This window comes from Pedobacter sp. FW305-3-2-15-E-R2A2, assembly GCF_038446955.1.
In the GTDB taxonomy this organism is placed as follows: Bacteria; Bacteroidota; Bacteroidia; order Sphingobacteriales; family Sphingobacteriaceae; genus Pedobacter.
Genome location: NZ_CP151803.1, coordinates 1,975,224 through 1,996,746 on the forward strand (window position 1 = coordinate 1,975,224; position 21,523 = coordinate 1,996,746).

Annotated in this window: 18 protein-coding genes; 15 read left to right on the plus strand and 3 right to left on the minus strand. The window is 43.2% G+C overall.

Annotation, left to right across the window (positions count from 1 at the left end):
* Positions 1-145: 145 nt before the first annotated feature.
* Both AAFF35_RS08270 and AAFF35_RS08275 read right to left on the minus strand, forming a co-directional pair.
* Positions 146-1,348, minus strand: coding sequence for an FAD-dependent monooxygenase (locus AAFF35_RS08270; RefSeq protein ID WP_342331958.1), 1,203 nt, complete (start codon positions 1,346-1,348; stop codon positions 146-148).
* Positions 1,349-1,360: 12 nt separating this feature from the next.
* Positions 1,361-2,050 (minus strand): MarR family transcriptional regulator, encoded by a 690-nt coding sequence (locus AAFF35_RS08275; RefSeq protein ID WP_342331960.1) that lies wholly within the window; start codon positions 2,048-2,050, stop codon positions 1,361-1,363.
* A 68-nt stretch (positions 2,051-2,118) separates the two neighbouring features.
* On the opposite strand from AAFF35_RS08275, the gene AAFF35_RS08280 reads away from it, so the two are divergent.
* The 8 genes from AAFF35_RS08280 (at position 2,119) to AAFF35_RS08315 (ending at position 7,476) form a co-directional block, all read left to right on the plus strand.
* Complete coding sequence (locus AAFF35_RS08280; protein ID WP_342331961.1) at positions 2,119-2,280, plus strand: hypothetical protein; 162 nt, start codon at positions 2,119-2,121, stop codon at positions 2,278-2,280.
* Positions 2,270-2,842: a Crp/Fnr family transcriptional regulator gene (locus AAFF35_RS08285; RefSeq protein ID WP_342331962.1), complete on the plus strand. Its 573-nt coding sequence runs from the start codon at positions 2,270-2,272 to the stop codon at positions 2,840-2,842. The genes AAFF35_RS08280 and AAFF35_RS08285 overlap by 11 nt, the downstream gene beginning before the upstream one ends.
* A 71-nt stretch (positions 2,843-2,913) precedes the next feature.
* Entirely contained in the window at positions 2,914-3,432 is a 519-nt protein-coding gene (locus tag AAFF35_RS08290) for a YceI family protein (RefSeq protein WP_342331963.1), read from the plus strand.
* 28 nt (positions 3,433-3,460) lie between these two features.
* Complete coding sequence (locus AAFF35_RS08295; protein ID WP_342331964.1) at positions 3,461-3,679, plus strand: 4-oxalocrotonate tautomerase family protein; 219 nt, start codon at positions 3,461-3,463, stop codon at positions 3,677-3,679.
* A gap of 13 nt (positions 3,680-3,692) precedes the next feature.
* On the plus strand, positions 3,693-4,427 hold the full coding sequence (locus AAFF35_RS08300; protein ID WP_342331965.1) for an SDR family oxidoreductase: 735 nt from the start codon (positions 3,693-3,695) through the stop codon (positions 4,425-4,427).
* A 2-nt stretch (positions 4,428-4,429) separates the two neighbouring features.
* The gene (locus AAFF35_RS08305; protein WP_342331966.1) at positions 4,430-4,801 is read left to right on the plus strand and encodes a nuclear transport factor 2 family protein; all 372 of its coding nucleotides are present in this window, start codon (positions 4,430-4,432) and stop codon (positions 4,799-4,801) included.
* 10 nt (positions 4,802-4,811) lie between these two features.
* Positions 4,812-5,897: a nitronate monooxygenase gene (locus AAFF35_RS08310; RefSeq protein ID WP_342331967.1), complete on the plus strand. Its 1,086-nt coding sequence runs from the start codon at positions 4,812-4,814 to the stop codon at positions 5,895-5,897.
* 277 nt (positions 5,898-6,174) lie between these two features.
* Positions 6,175-7,476, plus strand: coding sequence for a hypothetical protein (locus tag AAFF35_RS08315; protein ID WP_342331968.1), 1,302 nt, complete (start codon positions 6,175-6,177; stop codon positions 7,474-7,476).
* A gap of 79 nt (positions 7,477-7,555) precedes the next feature.
* Here AAFF35_RS08315 and AAFF35_RS08320 read toward each other — a convergent pair whose 3' ends face one another.
* On the minus strand, positions 7,556-8,287 hold the full coding sequence (locus tag AAFF35_RS08320; protein ID WP_342331969.1) for a GntR family transcriptional regulator: 732 nt from the start codon (positions 8,285-8,287) through the stop codon (positions 7,556-7,558).
* A gap of 229 nt (positions 8,288-8,516) precedes the next feature.
* Here AAFF35_RS08320 and AAFF35_RS08325 point away from each other — a divergent pair, with 229 nt between their 5' ends.
* The 7 genes from AAFF35_RS08325 to AAFF35_RS08355 all read left to right on the plus strand — a co-directional run bounded on the left by AAFF35_RS08325 (position 8,517) and on the right by AAFF35_RS08355 (position 21,521).
* Positions 8,517-10,352 carry a class I mannose-6-phosphate isomerase gene (locus AAFF35_RS08325; protein WP_342331970.1) on the plus strand — a complete coding sequence of 612 codons (1,836 nt, stop codon included), beginning with the start codon at positions 8,517-8,519 and terminating at the stop codon, positions 10,350-10,352.
* A 57-nt stretch (positions 10,353-10,409) separates the two neighbouring features.
* The gene (locus AAFF35_RS08330) at positions 10,410-11,807 is read left to right on the plus strand and encodes a sugar porter family MFS transporter (RefSeq protein ID WP_342331971.1); all 1,398 of its coding nucleotides are present in this window, start codon (positions 10,410-10,412) and stop codon (positions 11,805-11,807) included.
* 79 nt (positions 11,808-11,886) lie between these two features.
* Complete coding sequence (locus AAFF35_RS08335; RefSeq protein ID WP_342331972.1) at positions 11,887-12,438, plus strand: RNA polymerase sigma-70 factor; 552 nt, start codon at positions 11,887-11,889, stop codon at positions 12,436-12,438.
* 147 nt (positions 12,439-12,585) lie between these two features.
* Positions 12,586-13,737 (plus strand): FecR domain-containing protein, encoded by a 1,152-nt coding sequence (locus AAFF35_RS08340; protein ID WP_342331973.1) that lies wholly within the window; start codon positions 12,586-12,588, stop codon positions 13,735-13,737.
* Between the two features lie 303 nt (positions 13,738-14,040).
* Entirely contained in the window at positions 14,041-17,436 is a 3,396-nt protein-coding gene (locus tag AAFF35_RS08345) for a TonB-dependent receptor (RefSeq protein WP_342331974.1), read from the plus strand.
* 20 nt (positions 17,437-17,456) lie between these two features.
* Positions 17,457-19,121: a RagB/SusD family nutrient uptake outer membrane protein gene (locus AAFF35_RS08350; RefSeq protein ID WP_342331975.1), complete on the plus strand. Its 1,665-nt coding sequence runs from the start codon at positions 17,457-17,459 to the stop codon at positions 19,119-19,121.
* A 15-nt stretch (positions 19,122-19,136) separates the two neighbouring features.
* Positions 19,137-21,521: a discoidin domain-containing protein gene (locus tag AAFF35_RS08355; RefSeq protein ID WP_342331976.1), complete on the plus strand. Its 2,385-nt coding sequence runs from the start codon at positions 19,137-19,139 to the stop codon at positions 21,519-21,521.
* The last annotated feature ends 2 nt before the right edge of the window (positions 21,522-21,523 follow it).

A 21,523-nucleotide genomic window follows, 5' to 3' on the forward strand; every position in this document is an offset into this window, starting at 1 on the left:
GGTAATTATCTTGCATATTCACTCTGGTTTCCATAACAGTTTTTTTAGGTATTAATGAAACAAATATCAACCAGGAAAGTTCTTCAGATCATATCATTGGCGGGAAATTTATGATGGACCTTGGCCTAAGCCCTGATTTTGATCGTTATTTCCCAAACTCAGGCAATTCGATCTTATCTTTTGTCACCTCCTTTTCTTTACTGCCAAAGAGCTTGCTGATTTTCTTAACAGCACTGCTTGCCAGGATTCCGGCCACCGTATTCACGACCGACACACCAAACTTCGATTTTGGATGTGCGAGCCAGGGAACACCTGGTGGTAGGCGTTGAACATCTTCTACAAAAGGACGCATGCGTTTTTCATAGGCTGCAAATGCATGTTCATGCTGGTCATGTTGCGCAAGTTCTCCGGCAAGCAGGTAAGCCCCTACGATGGCTAAGGTGGTGCCCATACCGGTGAGCGGAGTTGGACAGTAGGCTGCATCTCCAATCATACCAGCACGACCACTGAACCATCTTGGTGCATGTATCTGGCTAATGCCATCAAAATATACATCTTCATTTTTGTCAATTTCTTCCATCAAACGATCCGCTTCCCAGCCGGCATCTGAAAGCTTTTCTTTTAATATTTTTTTCTGTTCGTCCTCAGGTAAATTTTGATAATTTCTGTCGTCGGAAAGAAAGCTGAACGATGCCCTCGTAGTGCCCTGATTGTCCGGCCGGATCACCATGACCCTGGATCCCGGTGCCGTATACCAGCGCGCCCATTTTGAATCTGTTTCTCTTTTGGGAATGGTGTACCAGGCATTGTAAAGTCCAACAAACTTAACTTTCGGCTCATCGCCAAACAGCAGCTGTCTTGTCGTTGACCGTACACCGTCTGCAGCAATTAGCAGATCAAAGACCTCTGTCCCGCCATCGCTAAAGGTTATTTTAACGCTGTCATCGCGCTGGTCAATCACGGTGATGTATTTCCCAAAGACATATTTTGCCTTTTCTTTTGTGTGCTGGTATAGAATATTGACGAGGTCGCCCCGCAGAATTTCGGCTTCACTTGTAAACCCATCGGCACCATCTCTGGGAAATGCAGCTTCAACCTTATTTTTACTATTCACAAACTGAAGGCCGATCTCTCCGGTATTCGCAGCCAGGATTTCTTTTTCTATGCCCATCATTCTGGCTATTGCCCGGCCAGCACCCCTCACATCCAGGTTTTGTCCGCCCAATCTCAGCGATTTCGAACGTTCTACTACGGTGACATCAAACCCATATTTAGCTAGCCAAAAAGCTAGTGTTGGGCCTGCTATACTGGCTCCGGATATCAGAACCTTTTTACTTCCACGCTTCATATTCTTAAATTTTTAGGATTGCAATCTTGAGATCTGATTGTGCTTTGTCTTCTCGCTGAGTTCTTCCAGGCTTAAATTCCGATGATTTAGAAAGATATCGTTATGGTGATCATCCAGTTTACGCAGCAGAAATGACAAGGAACTTATTTCCGCCTGACTTAGGTTGCCTACAACCACGCCTCCCACTAAACCCATTCTCGGCAATAAGTCTGCTATTTCCTTTTTTCCTTTAGCTGTAATGGTCACCAGAATACTCCGCTTGTCGTTCGGATTGGCAAATTCTTCAATCATCTCTTGTTTCAACAAACGTTTGATGACTTCGGTCCCGGAAGTTTTCTCCATAACCAGCTTATGAATCAACTCCGTTTTGCTCAGGGAAGGATAGGTCATCAATACGATCAAAAAAGAAAATTCATCGAGCGTATGGATCTTACCTTCCTTAATCGCTTTTTTAAAATACATGACTGCATAACGGTAAATAAAAACGAGCATGGTTGCTATTTGTGTGTTATCGTCCTGATGCGTGCTTACCCATTGCTCTTCGCCACCTGCCAGATCTCTGTGTCCGGAAAGCTGACTGCCATGACTGGCGTTCAGGTACCCGGCAAAGTCGGCCATCGTATATTCCTTTTCCCCCTGATACTGGCTGTCGAAGTCAAAGAGATGATCGATCAGTTGCTTTAAGATTTCTTTCTTACTCATTAATTGTAGTGTGTTTACGTATCAAAAATACAAAACTAAATCAAAATTGATAATTTTAACTGATAAATATGGATGTTTACGTACTATTGTTGGCTTATGTAGTGATGAGCAACGGAATTACCCCCGTTCTGAAAAAGCAGGAAGGATTAATCGAAAATCAATCTCAATATCCCGGTATCATTTCTATTTTAGACGAAGTTTTTAGAAATTACAATTTATATGGATGCTAAGGAAGTTTTAAAGGCTCATGTTTTAAAAAACACCACACTGACGGACGATCAGTTCGATTATTTCTTTTCCCTTTTTGAGCTTCAGAAATTTAAAAAAGGACAGGTCATTATTTCCGAAGGAAGCGAGGTTGATTGCGAATACTTTGTGATTTCCGGCTGCCTGAAATCCTTTTATATCAACGACGAATTGAAAATGTTCATTCTGCAATTTGCGATGCCAACCTGGTGGGCCTCCGATTTTGAAGCACTTTATAATGGGACCAAAGCAAACATCGCATTAGATTGCATCACAGACGCAGAAGTCTTATGCCTTAGCAATGCAAACCGGGAGAAAATCTGCAGAGAGATCCATTCCGTAGAACACTTCTTTCGCTGGCGAACAAATAAAGGTTATGTGGCCAGTCAGAAACGATTATTGTCGTTCATGAATAATAACGTCAAATTCCGATACGAAGAATTAATGAAGCTGTATCCGGAACTCTATAACATGGTCCCTAAAAACCTGATCGCCGCTTATCTTGGTGTATCCCGGGAAACCTTAAGCCGACTTTACCATCCCTAAAATGTGATGTAGGTCACACGCTCCGACCGTTTTTCCTCCCGTACTTTGTGGTGTAATTAAAAACAAATCACATGGAAAATCAACAATTCACCATCCTTCCTTCGCAGAGCAATATTGACTGGACAGGAAAAAAAGTAACGGGCGCACACAATGGTACAATCGCCATTAAAGAAGGCCAATTCATTTTGAATGAAGGTCAAATCACAAAGGGTAGCTTTATCGTAGATACCACTTCTATTAAAATACTGGACATTACTGATCCTGATACGAATGCCCAATTCCTGGGACATCTGATCTCTGACGATTTCTTCTCTACAGAACAATTTAAAGAAGCAAGTCTGAACATCATTGCCGTTTCCGGAAATCACATCAACGCGGAGCTCACCATTAAAGACATTACACATCCTGTAGATTTTGACACGGTCGTCAATTTAGCGGGTGATACATTTACTGCCAGCGGTAAAATAATCATCGACAGAACCAAATATGGAATGAAGTTCCGTTCAGGAAATTTTTTCCAGAATCTGGGTGACACCCTGATCTATAATGATTTTGAGTTAAATGTAAGTATAACCGCTAAAGCTGAGTAATCAGTTCATTCGCATAAATCATAAAGCTATGCCATTTGTAAAAATAGAAGTAACCCGTGAAGGCGTTACCAAAGCACAAAAACAAGCCCTGATCAAAGGGGTAACGGACCTGATCACTGAAGTATTGAACAAGGATCCGCAACTGACCCATGTAGTGATTCAGGAACATGACCTGGACGACTGGGGATTTGCCGGGGAACAGGTCTCGGAACTAAGGGCTAAGGGAATTACAGCAGATAAAAAATAAGCTTAAAAATCAAATGAAAACACAAACCATAATTGTTACCGGTGCCTCTTCGGGCATCGGTAAGGAGATCGCCCGCCACTTTTTGAAAAACGGCGATAATGTGATCATAAATTCTTCAACAGCAGAAAAACTGGAAGAAGTGTATCAGGAATTAGGTGCCGGTGATCAGCTGGCACAGGTAGCAGGGGATGTGAAAAATAAAAACACCGGGGAGCAGTTGCTGGCAGTGGCTATTGAAAGATTTGGTGGCGTGGATGTATTGGTAAACAATGCCGGGATCTATGAAACGAGGCCTTTTCTGGAAGTTGATGAAGCTTACCTGGACCGTTTTCTGGATACCAACCTGAAGGGGACTTTTTTTACCACTCAGGCCATTCTGCCGCAAATGCTGAAGCAGTCGGGAGGTGTGATCATCAATATCGGTACTCCATTGGTGCATCACGCATTGGGGGGAGCGCCCTCAACCGCTCCGATTGCTTCGAAAGCTGCGATACATGCCTTGACTTTGCAACTGGCAGCTGAGTTCGGTAAAAATAACATCAGGGTAAACACCGTGGCGCCAGGCGTAATTCGTACCCCTATGCATGGCGATACCGCTGATCAGAGCGCAGGTTTGCATTTATTGAACCGGGTGGGTGAAGTAGAGGATGTTGCAGAAATGGTTTATGCCATTGCGAAAAACAAATTCGTTAGTGGTGCTATTATTAATGTTGATGGTGGCATGGCTGCCGGTCATAACCTGAACTAATTATGAAAGAAGATTCATTAGCGATCACCGCAGTACTGGAAAATGATTATTTCCAGGGAATTTATGAAGGTGACATAGAAAAGCTAGGCCGTGCGATGTATTCCGACAGCCTGTTGTTTGGAGATGTAAAGGGGGAACCCTATGCGAAAACCCGTAATCAATATCTTGAGGTGGTAAAGAACCGGCAAAGTGTGAAAGATTCCGGGAAACCTTTTAAGGGAACGATTATTTCCATCGATGTGATCAATACCATAGCGGTTGCTAAAGTTCATGTTAAAATGTACGACTTTAACTATGACGAGTTTCTGTCTTTTCACAAAATCAACAATCAATGGATGATCGTGAACAAAATGCTCAGTGATGTAAACCTTTAAATATAAGTCGATGTGGTATCAAACAAAAGCGTCTAAAATATTAGGTATTCAGTATCCCATCCTGCAAGGGCCCTTCGGTGGTAACCTGTCCTCTGTAGAGTTGGTTGCAACAGTCTCAAACCTGGGGGGCCTTGGAGGGTATGGGGCCTATAATTTGAGCCCTCAGGAGATCCTTGAAGTGGACAAACAGATCCGCCTGGCTACGAATAAACCATACAATATCAACCTATTTGTGTCGGAAACCGATGCGGTGAATGGTACCGTGTCTGACGAACACTTTAACCGGGCTCAACAGTTATTTAAACCTTATTTTGACGAACTGGGCATCGCGCTTCCCGGAAAACCTGAGCCATTCAAAAGCAGGTTCGAAAACCAGATCGAGATGATTTTGCATCAACGTCCACCAGTGTTCAGCTTTATGTTTGGTAGCCCCTCGGCTGATATTCTTGAACAATGTCATCGGCTTGGTATCGTCACGATTGGGGCGGCAACTACCCTGGATGAGGCCATTGTTTTGGAATCTGCAGGGGTCGATATGATCATCGCATCAGGATTTGAAGCAGGTGGTCATCGGCCATCGTTTCTGGCCTCAGCAGAGAGCTCTACCATTGGGACATTTGTGCTGCTGCAACTGATCAAAGAGCGGGTAAAGATCCCTGTGGTTGCTGCCGGAGGCATTGCAAATGGAAAAGGAGTGGCCGCTGCACTGGCCCTTGGGGCAGATGCCGCACAAATTGGTACTGCTTTTCTGGCAACAGATGAATCCAATGCCACAGCGATTCATAAACAGATGCTGTTGTCTGATGCTGCAAAGTATACCACCCTGTCACGGGCATATACCGGCCGACTGGGAAGAGGGATCAGCAGCCGCATTGCAAAAGACCTGGTGTCCCTGGAAAAAGACTTTTTACCTTTTCCACTCCAGACAACGTTCATGTCGCATTTAAGAAAAGCAGCGATGGCAAACGAAAAATGGGATATGGTCTTGTTTTGGGCTGGTCAGATTACACCTGTATTGAAACATACAAAGGCCTCTGAGTTGATGAAATCTATTCTGGAAGAAGCGAACAATTATTTTGATGATTTGAAAGCTTAAATTCAGAAATGGCGGCATTATTACCCATAGACAGGCCGGATTTTTATTTTCTGATGAAAAGTGTTTAAGGATTGACTGCCTTTAACTTAACCTGACGAGTAATCGTCAGGTTAAGTTATTTTTTTCTAAAAAATTTTGATGCTGAATTGGGATTATGTATATATGTACATACAAATTAATTTAAGATGACTGCTTTTCTTTGAAAAACTAAGTCTGTGATGAATTAAAGCGTGTTTTTCTGAATTTTAAATGTTAATCCACATAAAACTACACACGAATGAACGTAAAAATGTTAATGTTAGGTTGTCTGAGTGTCTTTGCATTAAGCGAGCATACAACCGCACAATCTGTTTTGCCTGCAAATGTTTCAAAAAAGCTGGAATCCATCAGACCCTTGGCCGATTCAGTAAGAATAATGGCGGAGGAATTGGTGCAAAAAGGCTTTACTGCCGGTGATGGTTATGGAGAAGTCTGGATCAGGGACCTGAATACCTTTGTTGCTGTGGCGAGCAAGGTGAATGATAAAGCATTAATAAAAAAACATTTACTTACTTTCTTTCAATTTCAACAATCGGATGGTGCCATTTTAGATGGTTACGTGCCAATTAAAAAGGGGGCAGTGGGTTATGATTATTATCATTCTGATCTGGCACCAGAATATGCCGGACATAAAAATACAGTAGAAACCGATCAGGAAACTTCATTGGTACAGGCAGTAGCGAAATACATCAGAAGAACGGGGGATAAAAGCATCCTGAAGAATACCATCGCCGGAATACCTGTACAGAAACGCCTGGAACAGGCAATGGAGTTTTTGCTGACCAAGCGGTTTGACAAGAAACATGGCCTGTTATGGGGAGCAACAACAGTCGATTGGGGAGACGTGCAACCGGAACATAGCTGGGGTGTTGTGTTGGATTCCAATTCGCATTTAAGCATCGACATTTACGACAATGCCATGTTTATCATTGCGATCAATGATTTTTTGGAAATCGCAAGCTTGTCGCCAAAAATATCGGCACACTGGAAAGGGGTCAAAACAAAAATTGCCAGCAATGTACGCAAGCACCTTTGGGATAAAAAACGTCAGAAATTCCTGCCGCATATTTATTTAAATGGTTCGCCTTTTCCTGCCTCATTTAACGAAGCAGAAGTCTATTACCATGGTGGAACGGCTGTGGCAATTGAAGCTGGCCTCTTAACTAAAGATGAAGTGAAAACAGCTTATAGAAAGATGCAGGAAAATGTAAAGAAAGCAAATGCAGCGACCATAGGTCTGACGATTTACCCTGTATATCCTGAAGGTTTCTTCAAGAATAAGGGAATGGGGCCTTACTCTTATCAGAATGGTGGAGACTGGACCTGGTTTGGAGGTCGGATGATCTCTCAGCTGATCCGTTATAACCTGTTAGCTGAAGCGTGTGAAGCAATGAAACCTATGTTGGACCGTGTGGTTAAAAATAAAGGTTTTTATGAATGGTATACCCCGGATAACAGGCCACAGGGATCTGCCAGCTTTAGAGGAGAGGCAGGGGTGTTGTGGAGCGCGATCACGGAGCTTGAACAGAAAACGAAATAGCGGGCAAGAGGTTTAGACAAGAAAAGCCTGGATGGTACACATCCAGGCTTTTCTTGTTGTCAGGTTTAGCTAAGTACGATTATCCTCTTCTGCTTTCTACAGAATATACAAAGCTGTCGGCCTTATAATATCCGAGGTTATATTCTATTGGCCGCTCTGCCTGATCATATACATATCTTTTGCGGAACAATATCGGACTGCCGGGTTCTGTTTCCAGTTTTGATGCGATAAATTTATCTGCTGCGGTTGCACTGATCTCTTCCTTGGAAAGTTCAGCAATGATGCTGTAATCTGTCTCCAGTATATCGTAAAGTGGTCTTTTAAAGTCTTCTTCTCCGGTTAAACTGGTACGGGGATGGAAGTAGGATACAAAGTAAACGAACGGACCTTCCGGCCGGCCACGCAACCGTTCCAGCTTTAATATTTTTTGATCTGTTTTGATGTTGAAAAAGTTGGCAATGATCTCGGTCGGATAAATCCAGCTGACATGAAGTTCGAAATTTTTTATAGGAATCCCTCTTGCCTGCATTTCCTGAGAAAAACTAAGCCAGTTCACAGATTTAGAACTGATCAATGCATCAGCTACTTTGGTGCCAACACCTTTCTTCCGGATCAGCAAACCTTCGTAAACCAGTTTGTTTAATGCTTGTCGCAATGTAGTACGGGAAATAGCCAACTGGTTAGCAAGATCGATTTCGTTAGGCAAAAGCTTGCCGTCTTGAAATTCAGGCAATTTTATCATTTTACGTAATAACTCCTCAGCCTGTATATGCAATGGAATCGGGCTTTTGTGGTTGATCGCTATCTTCATGTCTGTTTTTTCTCTTCCCCCTTAGTGAATAGGTAGGTAGCAAAATTATGAAAATATATTTGGATATATTTGATAAATAACTATGTTTGTACATATATGGGTTTTGATAGAATTTTATTGAAATGATTTTTGGTTAAACGCTTAATTTTGTTTGTTAAAACCTATTTTTGTTGATTCTTTATGTTTGTACATATTGAATACTGTTGATTCTAGTAACACACCCGTAAATATGATTGAAGATTCTGAAAATATACCCGAAACAAAAACTAATGAGGAGATGGGGATAAATAACTGGCGACGGAGTTCGCAACCATTGTTGCCTATAGATGCTGGTAATGTATCGAATAGTAAAAACTATGAACCGACACCTTTTTTCAAGTTAGGAAGCCAAAAGATAGCGAATGGATTTGAAGAACTGACCAGTTGGATCATTCAGCAAGGTGCTGTCCTCATTGATGGTTACGGCGGGGTGTTTTTTAAAGAAATACAGCTTCAGATTCAAAAGGAACTTGATCAACGTGGCATTTCCGTGAAATGGCACCAGATGTCGGATTACTTTAAACCCGAAACAGAAATTGAACAATTGACTGCTCCTTTTCTGGGTGGCGAAAATGAGGTCTGGGGTAGGAAAACCGATCTTGAATTGAAGGATTTCTTCAGGTATGATGAAATTTTAGCGATAGAAAAAGAAGAAACAAAGTTGCTGAATATCATTATAGGTGCAGGGGCAGGGTTAGTAAAATGGGATGCTCCTGTCATCTATTTTGAAATCCCTAAAAATGAAATTCAGTATCGGATGAAAGCCGGGGTGGTCACTAACCTGGGCAGCAGCATTACTGATCCCCCTTTTTATCTCTATAAGCGGTTTTACTTTGTAGACTGGGTAGTGCTTAACAGCCATAGATCGGCATTGCTAAACAGGATTTCTGTCGTTGCTGATGGACAATGGTTGGATGAGGTCAACTGGATATTAAAAGAAGAGCTGGAGAAAGGATTGCGCCAACTGAGTCATGCGGTATTGAGGGCCAGGCCCTGGTTTGAAAGTGGCTCATGGGGTGGTCAATGGATGAAAACGCATCTCGAAGGCCTGAATAAGGAAGAAATTAATTACGCCTGGTCATTTGAACTGATTACGCCTGAAAATGGGGTTGTATTGGAAAGCGACGGGAAGTTACTGGAGATTACCTTCGACCTTTTAATGGAACTGGAGTCTCAAGCCATCCTGGGTAAACATGCAGCGCAGTTTGGAACGTATTTCCCCATCAGGTTCGATTTTCTGGATACTTTTCAGGGCGGAAACCTTTCCATTCAATGTCATCCTTCAAAGGCATATATACAGGATAACTTTGGCGAGACGATTACCCAGGATGAAACCTATTACATCATGGATTGTGAGCCGGATGCGAAAGTTTACCTTGGTTTTCAGGAGGATATCAATCCGGAAGAATTTCGCAACGAACTGGAAAGCAGTCAACGGAATAATGAAAAGATCGAGATCGGGAAGTATGTTCAGAGCTTTCCATCCCGTAAACACGAATTGTTTTTAATTCCCGGCGGAACTGTCCACAGCTCCGGAACCAACAATATGGTGCTTGAAATCAGTGCGACACCTTATATTTTTACTTTTAAAATGTACGATTGGTTGTCCCTGGGACTGGATGGAAAACCGCGGCCCATCAATATAGAACATGCATTTAACAACCTGCGCTTTGAACGTAAAGGGGCAAAGGTCCGGGAAGAATTAATTTCTAAGCAGCAGGTGATAGAAAAAGGAACAGACTGGGAGCTGGTAAAATTGCCTACCCATCAGGACCACTTTTACGAAATAGAAAGGGTAGAATTTGATACAGAGCTGCTGATCGCTACAGAAGAGAAGTGTCATATCCTGATGCTGGTAGAAGGAACCGCCATTTCAGCGGAAGTTAAGGATGGGGATGCCTACCGGTTTAATTATGCAGAGACTTTCATTGTACCTGCAGCAACGGGTAGTTACAAACTGATCAATCACGGAAAGCTTCGGGCCAAAGTGATTAAGGTTTTCCTTAAAGACCAGCTCCTGGGCTAAAAACCATTGAAACACTAAATAATAACCTGACCAAATAACAACCTAACCAAATATAAAATGATGAACCACAACAACAAACGCTATCTGGGGCTGATTACGCTTGTCGCTTCCTTAGGCGGACTGCTTTTCGGTTTCGATATGGCGGTGATATCGGGTGTATTGCCTTTTGTAGAAAAGAAATTTGATTTAACGGCTTTCTACGAAGGGCTTTTCGTGTCCTCAGCATTGGTAGGTTGCATTATCGGCGTATCCTTTTCAGGAAGCTTAAGCGATAAAATAGGCCGTAAAAAAATGTTGTTCCTCTCTGCCATCCTGTTCCTGATTTCGGCCATAGGATGTTCGCTTGTTCATTCCCTGGATCTGCTGATTGCTGCCCGTTTAGTAGGTGGTCTGGGGGTAGGTGTTGCCTCCATTGTTGTTCCGTTGTACATTTCAGAAATCGCACCGGCAGCCATCAGAGGCCGCCTGGTGACCTGTTATCAACTGGCGATTACGGCGGGTATTTTAATTGCTTATGTGTCCAACTCCCTGTTGTTGAATTATTCTGCCTCGCCATCTGCTGCAGGGTTCTCCGCGCTTACAGACCTTATTTACGTGAAGGAAGTCTGGCGGGGGATGTTCAGCATGGGAGGAGTACTGGCCATGCTGTTTTTGGCAGGATTGTTTTTTGTTCCGGAAAGTCCGAGGTGGCTGATCAGAAAAGGACGTACTGCGGAGGGGATGACCATCCTTAAGGCTTTGAATAATGGACAAACAGAACCAATGGAAGCGACCGTAGCTGTCGAAAGCAAGGAAGAACAGGCGACTTATAAAGAATTGTTTTCTCCGAAACTGAGAAAGGCCATGTTGCTGGGCATCTTATTGCCTTTATTTTCTCAGCTGAGTGGCATCAATGCCATCATCTATTATGGGCCTTCGATTCTGAACGATGCCGGAATTGCCTTGGAGAACTCTTTTCTTGGGCAAGTGATCTTTGGAGCGGCCAATCTGGTCTTCACATTTATAGCGATATGGAAAGTCGATCAATGGGGTAGAAGGCCCCTTTATCTCGTTGGAACAATAGGTGCTTTTATCAGTTTATTTGTCACGGGTTTTCTTTTTGCCCAGGGCCTGACCTCCGGATGGTTACTCGTTATCAGTGTGACTGTTTTTCTGGCCTGTTTTGCCTTTTCTATAGGACCATTAAAATTTGTAGTGGCCTCTGAAATTTTTCCTACCCGAATCCGTGGCAAAGCGCTTGGAATCAGTATTATGGTGATGTGGGTTGCGGATACGATCATGGGACAGCTGACCCCGATGTTACTGAAATATGCAGGGACACCTGCTACGTTTTGGGTCTTCAGCTTTTTCTGTCTGATCGCCTTTATCACCGTTTACAAACTGCTGCCGGAAACAAAAGGAAAATCATTGGAAGAGATCGAGTCTTTTTGGGAGGAGAAAAAGGTGGGATCATAAAAAAATCTGAAGGTTCTTAATATTTCAGAAATAAGCTGTATTCTTACCTTTTACATCATTAATCAATATTTGAGCTAATATGTCTACAGTGGTTTTGGATTTTAAACAGTTGTATCTTGATTTTTATGCGGCCCTTTGCTACTTCGCATTTAAGATTTTAGACGATCAGGAGGAAGCAAAAGATATTGTGGAAGATGTATTCCTGAAAGTACTTCACCGTAAAACGACGGCATCTGAAGAGGAGAACATCCGCGCCTATCTGTATACGGCGGTTAAAAATTCCTGTTTAAACCGTATAAAAACCAAGACAAAAGCGAAAGAAAGACAATGGCACTATAACGCTGGCCTGCCTGCAGAAGAGCAGGCTTATGTGGAGGAGCTGATCCAGGCAGAAGTGTTGCGTGAGGTGATGAAAGTCATCGATAAACTACCGGGCCACTCCGGAGAGATCATCAAAATGAGCTATTTTGAAGGCCTTAAAAACGAGGAGATTGCAGCCATTCTGGAGCTTTCCGTACAAACGGTGAAAAATCTAAAATCCAAAGGGCTCGATGGTTTGAAGCGTTATCTCAGACCTGACGTTTTCGCCCTTTTCTTACTTATCTACAGTTTAGAGATCGGTTATCCATAATTTTCTATTTCCCAAAAGGTGATCCCGGTTTCGTATGGTAATCCCGCATCAGGAACAATGAGCTCTTCCATCAGAATAATTTAAATTTTTCCGGTACTTTTTTAGACTCCTGTGGTTTAAACCATATACCAGATATAAGAGATTAGCATGAAACAAGATTACGATAAGATCATTACACTGATTGCCGGTTACAATTCAGGAGAAATTACGGAAGCTGGTAAAAAAGAACTGGAAGATTGGATGGCACTTAAGGAGCATAACCGATTACTCTTTGAGCGGCTAACCTCTGAGGATCAGCTCAGGGAGGAATTGAAAATAATTTATAAGTTCAACGCCACAGATGCCTATTCCGAATTTGAACGTAAATACATCAAACCTGCAAAAAAACTTTGGCTTAGCATCAGTATTGCCGCTTCTGTTTTAATCGCCTGTACCTTTGGTGGATACCTCTATTTCTTTCCTCAACATCCGGTTAGTCAACATCTGCCCGTACTGGCGAAGGATATTGTTCCCGGTAAAAACGCGGCGACGCTAATCCTGGCGAATGGGCAAAAGATCGCATTGGACGGTGTTCGTACTGGTGAACTCGCCAGGGAAGCTGGTGTCCTGATCACGAAAACCAGCGATGGACAGCTCATATATGAGGTTAAAGATCAGGGAAATGTTGCAGGGGCCAAAACAAATACGCTGCAGACAGCCAGGGGAGAGACCTATCAGGTCAGGTTGCCAGACGGAACGCAGGTCTGGATCAATGCAGCCTCCACCTTAACCTATCCGGCTTCCTTTGCTACATTAAAGAACCGAACCGTGACCTTGAATGGAGAAGCCTATTTTGAAGTTGCAAAAGACGCGTCACACCCTTTTATCGTCAAAACAGCTCAGCAAAATCTGGTGGTATTGGGGACACATTTTAATGTCAATAGTTATACGGATGAAGGTCAGACGCTGACCACCTTACTGGAAGGATCAGTAAAAATAAATGAGCAGACCTTGTTGAAACCTGGCGAGCAGGCGCAGTTATCAGCCAGTGGGAACATGAGGGTAGGGAAGGCCAATATCGCCGAAGCCATAGGATGGAAAAACGGATTTTTCTTATTTGAAAAAGATGATTTACCGACGGTGATGCGACAGATCTCGAGATGGTATGACATGGATGTGAAATATGAAGGAAAGATCCCTAAAGCAATTTTTGATGGTAAAGTGTACCGCAACCTGAACCTTTCAAAAGTGCTGGAAGTGTTGAAATATGCCGATGTGAGGTTCAGAATAGAAGGGAAAACCATCGTCATTATGCCCTGAGATTAAGGGGAAGCCTGCAAACAAACAAAACCTATAACCAAATATATAAACCAAACCTAACCAAATAATTTATGAAAAGACAGTTACGAAAGGGGCTTTAGCGTCCATTTGGTGGCCGGTAAAAACCGCAGAAGTGTTCTAGCACCTCTGCGGAAATAGCTTGGGTCAACCCTTCCCGGAAAACCGGGATAAATCAATGCGAACCGATTTAGCAATTAGCCCAAACCAATCAAAAGTATGAAATTAAATACTTTCTACCTAGGCATGCCCAAGCTTTGGCTGCCGCTCAAACTATTATTGATTATGAAACTGACCATTTTCATATTGATCTTATCACTGGTGAATGTCTATGCCAGTACATTCGGTCAAAAAGTAAATCTCGAGCAAAAAAATGTCCCGCTTAAAGTGGTGTTGAACACCATAGAAGCGCAAACAGGATATGTTTTTTTTAGCCGGGACTATGACCTGAATAAACCTAAAATCAGCGTTTCACTCAAAAATGTAACGATTCATGAGGCGGTAAAGTCGGTATTTAAAGGACTTTCCATTGAATACAAAATTGTAGACCATAACATTATTCTTAAAGGGGCTGCAAAGCAGGTTAGCCAGGCCTTTAATCTCGACAAAGGGCTGCAGGATACCCTTCAGATCAGGGGGAATGTTGCTGATCAGACCGGAAAATCTTTACCGGGAACATCTGTCATCCTGAAAGGAACAAAAATCGGAACAACGACAGACGACAATGGGAATTATGCGCTTCGTTTACCGGATGGAAATGGAATACTTGTCTTTAAATTCATCGGATTTCAGACCAAAGAAGAACCCCTCTCCGGCAGAAAACAGATCAATGTTCGCTTAAATGACGACGATTCGCAGTTGCAGGAAATTGTCGTTGTCGGTTATGCCACAAAGGATAAAGCATCAGTTACGGGGGCAATTTCTCAGGCAGATAAAAAGGTGTTTGAATCGAGACCATTGGTAAATGCATCCAGTGCCTTGCAGGGAGCCGTATCCGGACTTACTGTGGTCAGAAGCAGCGGTCAGCCTGGCCGCCAGGGTTATGACCTTCAGATCCGCGGATTTTCTTCCGTAAATGGGAATAAACCACTGGTGCTGATTGACGGGGTCCCTGGTGACCTCAATGGTTTAAACCCCAATGATATTGGTACAGTTACGGTATTAAAAGATGCGGCAGCATCAATTTATGGGGCACGTGCAGCGGATGGTGTGGTGCTGATTACCACTAAGAATGGCGTAAAAGGTCCTCCACAGGTAGATTATTCCGCAAACTTCGGACTAAAAATGCCCGATTACCTCAAAGAAGTAACCACCACACAGCAATTTGCAGAAATGACCAACGAAGCGCTTCTGAATGTGGGTTTACCAGGAGTGCCGGAGGATGTGTTTGCTAAAATCAGACAAGGTGCTCCTGCAGATCTCAATAAAGGCTGGGTAACTTACCTTCAGGATTATCCGGGCTTTTATACCGACAACAACTGGAATAAAATATTATATGGAAATGCCCTGCAGCAAACGCATAACATCAGTGTAACTGGTGGTGGCGAAAATAGTGCTTATTTATTCTCGGCTGGTTATGCAAATGACAATGGCGTTTTTAAATACGGCAAAAATAACTCAGACCGCTACAACCTGAGGATGAACTATGATTTTAAACTTTTGGATAAGATCAATGTACAGACGCGGAATAGCTTTAACAACGAAATCGTAAGAGAACCTTCTGCACTGGGCGAAATCATGTCGCACAGCCCAAGGTTGTTTAATTTTGTGCCTTTAAAGAATACCACGGGCCAGTATTACACCTACCAGGGCTATATCAATCCTGCGCAGCAACTGGAAGAAGGGGGCATTCGGGAATCCAATTCAAATGCTTTCTCCTTTAATGTTAAAGCAGATGTCGAAATCTTAAAAGGGCTTAAAATTACCGGACAGGCGGGAGTAAATACCAGCAATTACAATGACCATGCAAACACAAGAACCTTTACTTTATACGATTATGAAGGCAATATTGATGGTTATCGAAATCCTCTAAATTCGGCCTATTATGCCAATAGCAGGAATTTGTTTAAGTCCTACACCGGTTTAATTGAATATGCGAAGGTCATTGGAAATGACCATAACCTGAGCCTGATGGCAGGAACGTCTTTCGAAAAGAATACCGATCTGGGAACAGATGTGACGGGTTCCAACTTCAGCGGGAACGAAATCTTTACCTTCGGCTTAGCTGACCAGACCAAAGCAGATTATACGAGTTTAAGCGGCTTTAATACCGACTGGGCATTGAATTCTTATTTTGGAAGGTTCAGCTATGGCTTTAAAAACAAGCTTTTTCTGGATGCTACCGTTCGTTTAGATGGCAGTTCCAAGTTTTCGCCTGATAAACGCTGGAGTGCGGCATTTCCAGGTGTATCAGTAGCCTATAACCTTTCGGAAGAAAAATTCATTAAGTCTTTAAACGTCATCAGTAACCTTAAATTCAGGGCTTCCTGGGGACAGGCAGGAAACCAGGAAATCAAAGCTTTTAGCAATTACGGTTATATTCCGCTGATTACGGTGAGTGGTGGGTATCCTCTTGGTACTCCGAATGCAAGGTTTCCGGGAGCAGTATCAGGTATTGCATCTGATAAAAGAACATGGGAAACCATTGAAACCGCCAACCTTGGAATTGATTTTGGATTTCTGGACAACCGGCTAACGGGCAGCATCGATGTTTACAACAAAGAAAACCGGAATATGCTGGTGAATGTACAGGTTCCTGCAACGTTGGGCGGTACACCACCGAGTCAGAACCTTGGTCATCTGGTGACTAAAGGCTTCGATTTCTCCCTTGGATGGAAAGACGAGGTTGGAAAAGTTAAATACAGCATCACTGCGATATTGAACGACAGTAAGAATAAGCTCGTGGAGCTGAAAGGCAATGATGTATTGCTCCAGGGACTCAATTTTACCCATCAGGGCTACTCCTTAAACAGTTATTTCGGTTATGACTTTGCCGGAATCATTCAAAATGCAGAACAACTGGCGAATTATAAAAAACTGGGTGGCATTCCGAATAACATCGCCATTGGCGATGTCATGTATCGCGATAGGGATGGCGACGGAAATATTACGCCTTATGGAGATCCTGCAAAAGGAACTAAAGGTGACCTGCTGAACCTGGGCAATACGTTACCCCGCTATACCTTTTCTGCAAATTTAAATGTGTCTTACGCAAATTTTGATCTTTCTGTCATGATGCAAGGGGTAGGCAAGCAAATGAACATCAGAGATGGTTCATTCGCCGTGCCGATGAGTGCGATCTATTTCCAGCCACTCCAATATTTTCATGGAAAAAACTGGACCCCGGAAAATACGGATGCGCCCTATCCAAGATTGATTCCCGGATCTGTAGGTTTCGATGGCCTGCTGGGCTACAACTGGAGATACTCTTCCATGCGGGTAAACAATCTGGCCTACCTGCGCTTCAAGGTCATCACCATCGGGTATAATGTGCCTGAAGTTTTTTGTAAAAAGCTAAAGCTCAAAGGGATCAGATTGTATGCCAGCGGACAGGATCTGTTTACCATTTCCAAAGGAACATGGGGACATTCTTTTGATCCGGAAGAAGGGTATAAGACCACCACTGAGCAAACCTATCCTTTTACCAGGGTAACTTCTGTTGGCCTGAATGTTAAATTTTAGAATTCGATAAAGAGACGATTATGAAACATTATTCTAAACTATTCCTGACCATCATATTCAGCATCGGGTTGATATTTAATTCAGGTTGTAAAAAACAACTGGATCTGAAGCCGAAGGACACCTTATCTGATGTGATCTTCTATAAAACTCCGGCAGATTTTAAGCTCGGAGCAAATGGGTTGTACAACTCGCTGGAAGGCTTTAATTTCAGTGATACCGAAACCGATATTGCTTTTAACAACGCCAATTCCCTGAGTTCCGGAGATTATTTACCCTCAGAAACAGTCCAAAGCTGGACCGATGCTTACTACTACATTCGCAATGCCAATAACCTCATCAGTCAGGGGGCAGGTAAAACCGATCCGGGCATTAAAAACTATGTGGCAGAAGCCCGGTTTTTCAGGGCTTATAACTACTGGCTTTTGTTCCGCCTTTTTGGTGGCGTTCCTTTAATTACCAGGGTGCTTGATGTGGACGATCCGGAGCTGTATAGCCCAAGGGCAAGCAGGAAAGAAACCGTTGATCTGATCCTTAAAGACCTGGCTGATGCAGCGCTGGACCTTCCTTTAAAAAGTAAAATCGCCGGAATGGATGTCGGCCGGATCAGCAGTGGATCCGCCAGCGCACTGATGGCAAGAGTCGCACTATTTGAAGGTACCTGGCAAAAATACAGGGGTGCTGATGTTGCGGAATATTTAAACACGGCCATCAATGCGGCAAATGCAGTAATGAGCAGCAATGAGTATGGCTTGTATACCGCTAAAGGTGCCCAGAGTTACCGCTATCTCTTTATTGAAGAGGGCGATGATTCGAAAGAAAGTATCCTGGACCGCAGGCATGAAGTGAACATCTCCGGACAACAATATCCTTATTCTGTGGTGGGGACGGTTTGTTACCTTCCTACCAGAAAGTTAGCCGATATGTATTTGTGTAAAGATGGATTGCCCATCACAAAGTCTGCACAATTTAAGGGATACAACACCATTAGCTCTGAATATGACAACCGCGATCCGCGGATGACGATGACCATGGTAATTCCGGGGACTTCGATTGTTGAAGTATTCAATCCACTTGTTCCTGTCATTAACTGGCCTAATTCACCTCAACGCAATGGAAATACCGGGTACATCACCTACAAATACCTTTCAGAAAATGTTTACGGGAACACCAATAACGGAGATAATTTCGGATACGACCACCACATCATCCGTTATGCAGAAGTGCTGATGATCTATGCGGAAGCTCAGTTTGAAAAAAATGGGATGCTTTCTGATGCTGATTTGGACAAGACGGTAAATCTGATCCGGACAAGAGCAAATATGCCCTCGCTGAGCAATTCATTTTTAGCCGCTAACGGATTGGACCTGAAGACCGAATTGAGGAGAGAAAGAAATGTAGAATTTGCATTGGAAGGCTTCAGGTATGATGACATCAGAAGGTGGAAAACTGCAGAAACGGAATTGGTGCAGGACATTAAAGGGATTAAAATCAAAGGATCGGAATGGCAAAATATTGCGCCCTATAGTGGAGCTGGTTATCAGTCCAGAACAGATGCGATGGGCTTTTTAATTGCTCAGCCGGTATCGGCGAGAACTTTTAGTCCGGATAAACACTACCTCAGACCATTACCTACAAGAGAAATCGCCTTGTACAAAGGCAAATTGACACAAAATCCAAACTGGTAAATAAAGAAATCAACGATGTTTAAAATTACGATGACCACCCTTTGCCTGTCGCTCTTTGTGCAGACAGTTTTAGGGCAAACCCATACCACACAAAGCAATACGATACAAAGCAAATCAGCCGGCCTCATTAAAGTCGATGGCAATGGCTCAGGGCGAATCTTTGATGGAATCGGTGCAGTGAGCGCCGGCGGATCTTCCAGATTGTTAATCGATTATTCCGATAAATCCAGAAGTGATATCCTGGATTACCTCTTTAAGCCGGGCTTTGGTGCCGGCTTTACTTACCTTAAAACCGAAATCGGTGGTGATGGCAATACGACCTGTGGCTCGGAACCAAGTTTTGCCAGGACAAAAGCCGAAATGGAAAACCCAAATTTCAACAGAGGGTATGAGTATTGGCTGATGCGGGAAGCGGTAAACAGAAATCCCGGGATTGAGCTGGATGCACTGGAATGGAGCATGCCGGGTTGGTTTAATGGCGTCTGGTCGCAAGACAACGCCGATTACCTGGTTAAGTTTATTCAGGGGGCAAAACATTGGGGCCTCAATTTGAAATACATTGCCGGATGCTGGAATGAGCGCGATTACAACCGCGACTGGATCGTCAATACGTTAAGGCCAACGCTGAACAAAAATGGCTTGAGCCACATTAAAATCAATGCACCCGAAGGAGCAGGTAAAGCCTGGGGGATCGCTGATTTATTGGTCAGGGATGAGGAATTCAAAAACACCCTTTCTTCGATCAGTTATCATTATCCGGATTCTTACATGTGGAGTGATAACAAAGAGGAGATGAACCAGAATGCGCTCGACAGCGGATTGCCATTATGGTCCGGAGAGGACTTCTCTTTACCGGGGAAATCCTGGAGAAATACCATGTATATGGCAAAGAACATCCTGAAATGCTATATCAAGAAGAAAATAGTAAAAGTGAACATGTGGTGTCCTATTGCTTCTATGCCTGATATTTCCTGCTTTTCTAACGTAGGGATTATGAAAGGGACCAATCCCTGGTCTGGTTATTACGAGGTATGGCCAACCATTTGGGCCGTGGCGCATTTTAACCAGTTTGCCAAACCCGGATGGAAATACATAGACAGTGGCTGCGGCGAACTGGAAGGAGAAGGTGCGTATTGTACGTATAAAAACCTGGATGGAAGCAATGATTATAGTATTGTTATTGCAAACGGTACAAAAGTTCAGCAACTGACTTTTAACATTTCAGACCTGAAGAAAGATAAATTGCAGGTCTGGAAATCGAATAGTGAAAACCAGTTTCAGCAGCAGGCCGATCTGATTGCGATCAATGGTACGATTACCATATCGCTGGATGCAGAAAGTATTTACTCCATCACGACCACTACAGGTCAGCAAAAAGGAACACACGACATCCCTAAAGAAAAGGCATTCCCTGTAAACTACGCAGATAATTTCGACCAGTATTCATTGGAACAGGCACCTTTATCGCCCAAATATTTTTACGACAACTCCGGTGCTTTTGAATTGCATCAGTCGGCCGGTAACAATAAATATCTAAGACAATCGCTGCTGAATGACATTACCCATTGGATCCCTGACGAGTGTGCCTATACCTTTGTGGCACAGGGGACAGAATGGGATCAGGGGCAGATTTCTTCAGATGTCTTTGTAGAAAATGATGCCTTTAACGGAAAAGGTTATGCCGGTATCATTTTAAGAGGCGCTTATGATAAAGCTTCACAGGCAAATATTCCTTTCGGCTATCGTTTCAATATCTACAAAGATGGAACCTGGAAACTGCAGACTAAAACCGATACCCTGGCCAGTGGACATGTGGACGTCAGCAAATGGAATAACCTGAAACTGGTTGGTAAAGGAAATAGCATTAAAGCTTTTCTCAATGGTAAGCTAGTTGCCGATGTAAAAGACGATCGCTATTCGATCGGTGCTGCAGGTTATGTTTCAGGATTTAACGTCGCTAAATTTGACAATTTGCTGCTCAACTATACACCGGCATCGGGAAAACTGTTGTCAGGATGGAAACCCGCAAGTTCTCCTGCAGATCCCAGTGGTAATGAGCTGATCAATGCATTTGATGGCAATAGTCTTTCGAAATGGCGTGCCAGAGGAGATGGAGCTGCGCAGACCTTAACTGTGGATCTTGGAACCGTCCAAAAGATGGCCAGGTGCGAAACTTTTACAGATTTCGTGGATAAAAGTTTACAGTATAAAATTGAATATTCAACGGATAACCTGAAGTGGACCGTTTTTTCAGATCAGCTGGCCAATGTCAAAAAATCTATTCCTTGTTACGTGGATGAAAGTTCTGCCAAGGCCAGGTGGGTGCGCCTTACGCTGATGCCTGCTGCCGATAAAACCATAGCAGGGATTTATGAATTTAAGGTTTACGGAGATAAATAATC